The following is a 7,721-nucleotide window of genomic DNA, read 5'->3' on the forward strand; positions in this document are numbered from 1 at the left end:
ACGCTTAGCCCAACCGTTGGCAGTAATTTAAAAATCACTCAACCTTTAAACTATTCAACTAATGAAAAAAGCCTTATTTTGGATTTCAATCGCTCTTAATATAATCTTGATTCTCGGAATATTTTGGAATAATTTTAATTCACCTTCTAATGAATTAGGAATTTTAAAACAAGATATTGAAGTCGGTTTTTTTATGGGAAATGAAACTGTATTTACTCTACCAAAAGGCTTAACTGTAAAAGATAAATCTGAGCGTGGAATAGCCGCAATTGGACAATTTGAAAATAATAGATTTTACATAGTAATTACATCGGATAAAGATATTGTAGATTATAATGTTGATGAAAAGGAAATAAATCAAAACGGTAATTACTATTCAGCAGAATTTAAAACTTATTTAAACGAAGAATAAATGAAAGAAAGTAAAACTCTAAAATGGATGTTTATTTCGGTTGGCGGAATTATAATGTGTCTGATTAGTTTTACTCTAATTTATGATTTATTAATTCCAGACCTTTGTTACTATCATTTGAACGAAATGAATTCATTTTTGAACCTTTTTTATAGTGCTGGACCTGCTGACAATGGACATCCAAGTCCGAATTTATTGAATTTGATAATTTCGTTAATTACTGGCGGGATTTTAGGAAATGGAATTTATAAATATTTGACAAATAAAAACAAACGAAAAATAAAAACTACTGCCAACATTGTATAAAAATAATGCGTAAGTTTATTCCTAAATCTAAAGTTAGTGCTTGTTTGCTTGCGTCTGATTTTCCTTCGGAAAATCCTCGCACTCAAACTACGCACTATTCTTATACGTAACCGTTGCCAGTAATTTGATGAAACATTCGATTTTCATATTAACAATCTTATTTACTCTGAATTTATTCGGACAAAAACCGACTGAAAAAGTTGGAGAAATTGAGGTTGAATTAGTTGGACATAACTTCAAAAGAAATTCAGATTACGAATTGACCAAAAAGAAAACGAACCGAAAAAATCGACCATTTTCAAAAATGTATTTCGATTCAAATGGAATTTTGCTTGAATCAATAAGTTTTGGAAAACATCACAATACTGACTTAAGGCTTTTAAACCAAATCAATATTTATACCTACGATTCAAATGGTTTGAAAACAAAAGTGGACATTTGGGAAACAGATTACGATAAAAATCTATCATATCAGTTTTATAAAAAGTATGATTTAGATAGCACGAAATCAAAGATTATATCGGAAAAAATGTATGAAATTAAATCGGATACGATTTACACTCAAACCGACTATTGGTATAATAAAAATGGCGAATATCAAGGCGTGTTCTTTGATTCAACTTACTATTACAAAAGAGAATACAATGAAAATGGAAATCTTTTAAAGTTACAGCAGATTTATAATGGAAAACTGAATTGGGAAACGAATTATTCTTATTCTGACAGTCAAAGAATTGGCCTATTCCAGACATATTATAATGACGGAAAAGATTACTCAAAAAAAGAAATTAGAACTTATGACAATCTTGGTCGTTTGATTGAAATCGAAGAATTGCAATTAACAAAAGATGGATTGGAAGAAAAGACTAAATACTATTATGGCAAAAATGGAATTGTTGAGAAAATTGAGGAATATGACTCTTATAACCGAGAAGATGGATATGAATTGGTTTCCTATCTTGAAATTAAAGTGAAAAGTAAAGTAATCGTTGATTCGTTAATTGCGGAAAAAATAAACGAACAAATAATGACTGAATAAAAAACTACTGGCAACAATGGCTATAAGTAATTGCTTGTTCTCGCCTACTTCTGAAAATCCTCGCGGATTTTCAGTTTGGTGTGTACTTGCAAATTTAAGTACTAACCCACACAACTACTCATAGCCTAGACCGTTAGCCACAATACTCAAAATATCAACAGAATTCAACATTGGAAATTGATTTAAAAACTTTCATAGCATTAAAGGAATTTCATCTACTTGATTCCGTTCCTGATAACTATAAAAGTTTAGAATTTATTACCAAAGCGAGTACCGAATTAATTCAATCAATCTACGATTCAAAGCCTAAACTCGGAGAAGGCGAAGTTTTTATAGAAACCCTTTCAATTAAAATTTTACTTGCTACAAAAAGCATTATCGAATTGGGAGAAGGAACAAAAGTTTCTGCTCTGACTAAAGACAGTAATGTAAAACTATTAGATTTCCCATCAATAAACATACTTACCCGTTCCATAATTGAAGCATTTTTAACGTTAGAATATCTTTTCTTCAATGATTTAGACTTAGAAGAAAGGAATTTTCGGTTTTACATTTGGCAGATTTCGGGCTATAAATCAAGACAAGGTTTTTTTGACGGAAAAGGAAAACTAAAGGAAAATGTCAATGAAAAACTAAAAACGGAATTAGAAGAAATTAAGCGTTTAAAAAAAGTAATTGAACAATCTAAATTTTATAAAACTATTGACAAACATCGATTATATAAATTGGACACATATGGACTACCGAGGCTTGTAAGTTGGTCAAAATTGATAACTCAAAGTGTTTTAAAGAATTCCCTTTTTGAGACACCTTATAAGTTATATTCAAATTATGCACATTCTGAATTTATTTCTCTAATCCAAATGAATGGACAAGCAACTTTGAATAAAGGTTCAAAGGAAAATAATGATTCTATTCTAAATTCCTTAAGGCTTGTAAAAATGATAAATTGCATAGTTATAGTCGGGTTGAAAAACAAGTTTGAATTTGCTTCGAAAGTCTTTGAAAAATATGATGAGGAAACTAAAACAACAATTTTGTTTTGGAATGAATTCGGTACGGAATAAGTACTGTGGCTAACAATGGCTATAACAAATAGGCCATAAAGTGCTACATTTAAAGGCTTGGGTTTATTTACTAAGTCCGCCAAATCTTTTGGATTTGGCAATTAAAAAAGAAAAAATAATTACAAAACAAAAAGCTCTGGCTAGCAGACCAGACGGAAACGAAAAGTTTCCTTGCCTGCCCTACTTGCCATAGCCGAGACGTTACAAGCAAGCTGAAAAATAACAACCTATGAAAAACATAAACCTGACACTATTGATTTCTATTATAATTCTAACCTCAAGCTGTTCAGAAAATAATAGAAACGAATATAATTTAAACGGACTAGCAAAAAATATCCCGAATAATACTTTGATTTATCTATTAGAAGACGGTAAATCGAAAGATTCCGTCAAAATTATTAATGAAAAATTTAGTTTTAACGGAGTAATAGAAGAACCAACTGAATTCGATTTGTTAATAAAAGAAACAATGGATTATAAGAGTATTTGGCTAGAAAAAGGCAATATTACTTTTGAGTCAGAAAAAGGAGATTTTAAAAATGCTAAAGTCATCGGCTCTCAATCGCAAATTGAAAGTGAAAAGCTTTGGAAACCAATTTGGGTTTACAGAAAAAAAAGAGATAGTCTTTCAAGATTTGTATCAGATAAAGAAGTTAACGACAGTCTCAAGAAAATAGCCTCTTTTGAACTTGAAAAAGTTCATAATAACAGACTTAAAATAGAAGCTGATTTTATTAAAAACAATCCCGATTCATATGTGAGTGCTTCTACTCTTGATTTTTATTCAACGTCATTAAATAAAAAATCAGTATTAGAACTATATAATGGTTTTAGTGAAAGACTTAAAAATTCAACTTATGGACAATCTATAAAGAAATATTTAAGTTTAAATAAAGAGTTTAGAATTGGAGATAAATATGTCGATTTTGAAATGAATGATATTAACGGAGTGAAAAGTAAATTGTCAAGTTTTGAGGGTAAGGTTATTCTTTTAGAATTTTGGTCTTCAGGTTGTGGTCCTTGCAGAAAAGAAAACCCTAACCTTGTAAAAAGTTATGAAAAATATAATCCTCTTGGGTTTGAAGTTTTTGCTGTTTCACAAGATTTAGATAAAGAGCGTTGGCTAAAAGCAATTGAAAAAGATGGACTTCCTTGGAAACACGTAAGTGAATTAAAAAAGAAAGATGTTGCTTCTCTTACTTATGGTGTGAATTCAATTCCTGATAATTTCTTGATTGATAAAAAAGGAATCATTATTGGACAAAACTTAAGAGGAGAAAAATTGAATGACAAACTAAATGAAATTTTAGTAGAAAAAGCCAGCTTGTAACACCGTATATAATTTATTGCTAGTTCTAGATTACTTACGAAAATCCTCGCGGATTTTCTATTCGGTTTTTATTTGCTAAATTTAGTGCTTAAACCACGCAACAAACCATATACAAACACGTTGTAACCAATTTAAAAAATGAAATATATAGTCATTCCTTACATTGCTTTTGGATTTGTATTGTCTTTAACTTTAGGAGTGGAATATATTTGTGTGGGACAAGAAATGTTCCCTGATTATTACGGTAGTCCTTTAGTGTTTAAGCAAAAATCTTTAGGAAGTTCAATGGAGTACTTCTATAGTATTTCTGGACTAGTTCTAAATACTATAATTTGGAGTGTTTTAATATTTCTTCTTAGGTACACCATTCACAAATTAATTAATAAAATAGGAGCAAATAAAAGTATCAATAACATCTATAAAGTAATTGTTGTTTTGCTAATTGGATTTTCCTCCCTTAATATCTTAGTTGATTCTGCTATGCTCGGAAGTGGCTTTGAAGAAGGACGAAACTTCTGGTATATGGATTTGGATAAAGAAGCTGAAAACTGGGGTATGAAATGTGACGGAGAATGGAAAATGTTTGCGAAATAAAAACTGGTTACAACAAAACCTATAAAAAATACGGGCTTCGGGCTTAATCTAAAGGTTTGTGTATATTTATGATGTCCGCAAAATCTTTGGGATTTTGCTTTAAACAAGGTAAACAAAAAACAAAACAAAAAGATTTCGCTATGTGCGTGGCGGAAAGCAAACGCCAGTTTGCTCCCGTACTGTTCATAGCTCAACCGTTGCCACACATTTGAGAAAAAACCGAATGAAAGACAAAAATCATTTAATTAGATTGATAATAATTTTAGGAATTGGAACATTTCTATCATATCGAATTTATCAATTTCGATTTTCGAGCTTTCTATTTGACGTATTCATTGTTGGCGGAATTTCCATAATCGGATTTTTATTTTGGATTTGGTCAATTAGAAAAGATTATAAGAAATATAAAGCGACTAAAAATAAACGATTTTGGATTGGTGGAATAATCGGAATTGTGTTTATCGGACTAATTTTCGGAATCTATCTAAAAAATAATGCGGAATTTAATAAACCGACTTTGGTTCGTGTTTATTATGATGGAGATTTTAATGGAACAAGTATTGATTTCAAAACAGACGGAACTTATATCTTTGACAACTTTGCAATCGGATTTAGCGATTATGTTCACGGGAATTATAAAATAAATGGGCAATTAATTACATTGGACAAAAAAGAGATAGATAATGTCATTAAAACTGACTTGCTCGAAATAAAAGATCTTAAAGAAAACGGAATAGACCATTTGGCAGGAAAATATTTATTCCAAATTGAATCTAATGGAAAGGAAATTGAGAGATCAACGAAATTTCGAGTAGTTATTGACAATAGAAAATAAAAACGTGTGGCAACAACGTGTATAAAACATAGCTAATAAGTGCTAAATCGAAAAGTTTGTGCGTATTTACAAAGTCTGCCAAATTTTTAAATTTGGCTTTTAAGATTGATAAGTTAAAAACAAAATATAAAAATTCGGCTCTGTGTTTATCCGAAAAGTAGCACCTTTTTACACGCTACGTTTCATACACAAGGCCGTTGGCAACAATTCAAACTAAACAATGAAATTAGAATTTATACTTGAGGAAAATGATTTCTTGGACTATCATTTATTTTCAATTTCAGAGAGTAAGAATGCAAAAAAGATAGAAAAGATTGGCAAATTCGTTCTTGCCGGTTTCTTTATTTATTTCGGTCTGAATTTATATAACTCCGACAATATTGAGTTAGCAATTTTATTTGGTGTTTTAGCAATTTTGTCCATTCTGTTTTTTAATAAACTTTACAAATCTCGGATGAAAAAACACCAATCAAAAATTATTAAAAACAGTTATTCAAAAAGAATCGGAGAAAAAGAAACAATGGAATTCACTCCCGAATATCTCATAACCGAGGACAAAACTGGACAAGGAAAAACAAAATTATCTGAAATTGAATGCGTAAATGAAGTGCCTAATAATTTTTTTGTAAAGCTATCTAATGGGTCATCTTTTATTATTTCAAAAAAGAAACTTAAGAATTTGGACCAACTAAAAGAGAAATGGAAAGCACTTAATATCCCAATAATTGAGCACTTGAATTGGGAATGGAATTAATTGAGCAAGTTTATGCAAAATGGACCCTACTCAAACGTAACTGTTGCAAAGGGACTTCCAACTCGAACGGAGAAAAACTGTTGCCAACAAAACCTATAAACAATACGGGCTTCGGGCATATCCGCGGGGTTTGCGTATTTTTATGAAGTCCGCAAAATCTTTGGGATTTTGCTTTAAACAAGGAAAAGAAAAAACAAAACAAAAAGATTTCGCTATGTGCGTGGCGGAAAGCAAACGCTAGTTTGCTCCCGTACTGTTCATAGCTAAACCGTTAGGCAACATATGAAACCGACTTCAGAACTATATAATCAATCATTCCGAATTCTATTCTTCGACGAAATGTGGGAATACGAAAAAACAATTTCGGAACTGAACGAAAAACTGAAAACGGAAAAGAATAGCAATGCTTTTAATAATTTAGGAGTTGCTCATTTTGAAATCGGACAACTGGAAAAAGGACTTGAAAATTTGAATTTAGCAATTGAATTTGACGAGCAGAATTCGATAGCTTACTCAAATCGTGCGGAATTGAATAAAAAGTGGAATAAAAATCAAGACGCTGAAAATGATTATGGAAAAGCAATCGAATTAAATCCAAAAGACGCAACTTTTTGGAGATGTAGAGCTTACTTAAGAAAGGAAAATGGAGAATTAGAAAAAGCGTTATCTGATTTTAAACAAGCAAAGAAAATTGAACCAAGATTTCAACCAACAAAGAACGAAATAGCGGAATTGGAAAAAGGACTCGGAATCGAACGAAAAAATTGGATTGAAAAACTAATCAGAAAATGACAAAACAAGAGTTCTTATTTCATTTAAAAGGTGCAAGTTTAGTTGCTCTAAAATTTGCGGAGAATTATATAAAAAACAAGCTGACAACTGATTTCAAGTATAATGTGATTTTAAATGCTTCGACAGATGACCCAAAACTTACTCAATTTGATATTTATCGAGAAGATGATGGAAAAATGAAATTGGATTTAACTGACCAAGAGGTTGTTGAATTACTTTATCGGAAAGGAAAAGTGCCTGTTTGGATTGATATTAACGTGCTAAAATCGAGTAGAAAAAGTACAACTTTTAATTTGCTTTGTTCAGGTAGATATTCAGATGATAAAAAAGAATATTATTATAACGACAATGGTTCTGGACCATTTGGAATAAAAAGTCCAAAACTGCCAGTTGATTATAAGGAAGGAAAGAAATTTAAACTAAAATAAATACGTTGCCTAACACCGTATATAATTTATTGCTAGTTCTAGCCTACTTACGAAAATCCTCGCGGATTTTCTATTCGGTTTGTATTTGCTAAATTAGGTGCTTAAAACACGTAACAAACCATATACAAACACGTTAGGCATAATTTTGACCCGTCCTGAATAAA

At 30.8% G+C, this 7,721-nt stretch carries 10 protein-coding genes; all 10 read left to right on the forward strand.

Features of this window, described 5'->3' with window-relative positions; translation table 11 throughout:
- Positions 1-61 precede the first annotated feature (61 nt).
- The 10 genes from KO500_RS00045 (at position 62) to KO500_RS00090 (ending at position 7,557) form a co-directional block, all read left to right on the forward strand.
- Positions 62-412, forward strand: a complete 351-nt coding sequence (locus KO500_RS00045; protein WP_215954450.1) for a hypothetical protein — start codon at positions 62-64, stop codon at positions 410-412.
- The gene (locus KO500_RS00050) at positions 413-718 is read left to right on the forward strand and encodes a hypothetical protein (protein ID WP_215954451.1); all 306 of its coding nucleotides are present in this window, start codon (positions 413-415) and stop codon (positions 716-718) included.
- 127 nt (positions 719-845) lie between these two features.
- Positions 846-1,757, forward strand: coding sequence for a hypothetical protein (locus KO500_RS00055; protein WP_215954452.1), 912 nt, complete (start codon positions 846-848; stop codon positions 1,755-1,757).
- A 170-nt stretch (positions 1,758-1,927) separates the two neighbouring features.
- Positions 1,928-2,824 carry a DUF5677 domain-containing protein gene (locus KO500_RS00060; protein WP_215954453.1) on the forward strand — a complete coding sequence of 299 codons (897 nt, stop codon included), beginning with the start codon at positions 1,928-1,930 and terminating at the stop codon, positions 2,822-2,824.
- A 229-nt stretch (positions 2,825-3,053) separates the two neighbouring features.
- On the forward strand, positions 3,054-4,154 hold the full coding sequence (locus tag KO500_RS00065) for an AhpC/TSA family protein (RefSeq protein ID WP_215954454.1): 1,101 nt from the start codon (positions 3,054-3,056) through the stop codon (positions 4,152-4,154).
- A 138-nt stretch (positions 4,155-4,292) separates the two neighbouring features.
- Entirely contained in the window at positions 4,293-4,748 is a 456-nt protein-coding gene (locus KO500_RS00070) for a hypothetical protein (RefSeq protein WP_215954455.1), read from the forward strand.
- Positions 4,749-4,890: 142 nt separating this feature from the next.
- Complete coding sequence (locus KO500_RS00075; protein WP_215954456.1) at positions 4,891-5,583, forward strand: hypothetical protein; 693 nt, start codon at positions 4,891-4,893, stop codon at positions 5,581-5,583.
- Between the two features lie 220 nt (positions 5,584-5,803).
- The gene (locus KO500_RS00080) at positions 5,804-6,337 is read left to right on the forward strand and encodes a YcxB family protein (RefSeq protein WP_215954457.1); all 534 of its coding nucleotides are present in this window, start codon (positions 5,804-5,806) and stop codon (positions 6,335-6,337) included.
- Between the two features lie 282 nt (positions 6,338-6,619).
- The gene (locus tag KO500_RS00085; protein ID WP_215954458.1) at positions 6,620-7,129 is read left to right on the forward strand and encodes a tetratricopeptide repeat protein; all 510 of its coding nucleotides are present in this window, start codon (positions 6,620-6,622) and stop codon (positions 7,127-7,129) included.
- Positions 7,126-7,557 (forward strand): hypothetical protein, encoded by a 432-nt coding sequence (locus KO500_RS00090; RefSeq protein ID WP_215954459.1) that lies wholly within the window; start codon positions 7,126-7,128, stop codon positions 7,555-7,557. The genes KO500_RS00085 and KO500_RS00090 overlap by 4 nt, the downstream gene beginning before the upstream one ends.
- Positions 7,558-7,721: the final 164 nt, after the last annotated feature.

Source organism: Cellulophaga baltica, assembly GCF_018861125.1.
GTDB classification, from domain to species: Bacteria; Bacteroidota; Bacteroidia; order Flavobacteriales; family Flavobacteriaceae; genus Cellulophaga; species Cellulophaga baltica_A.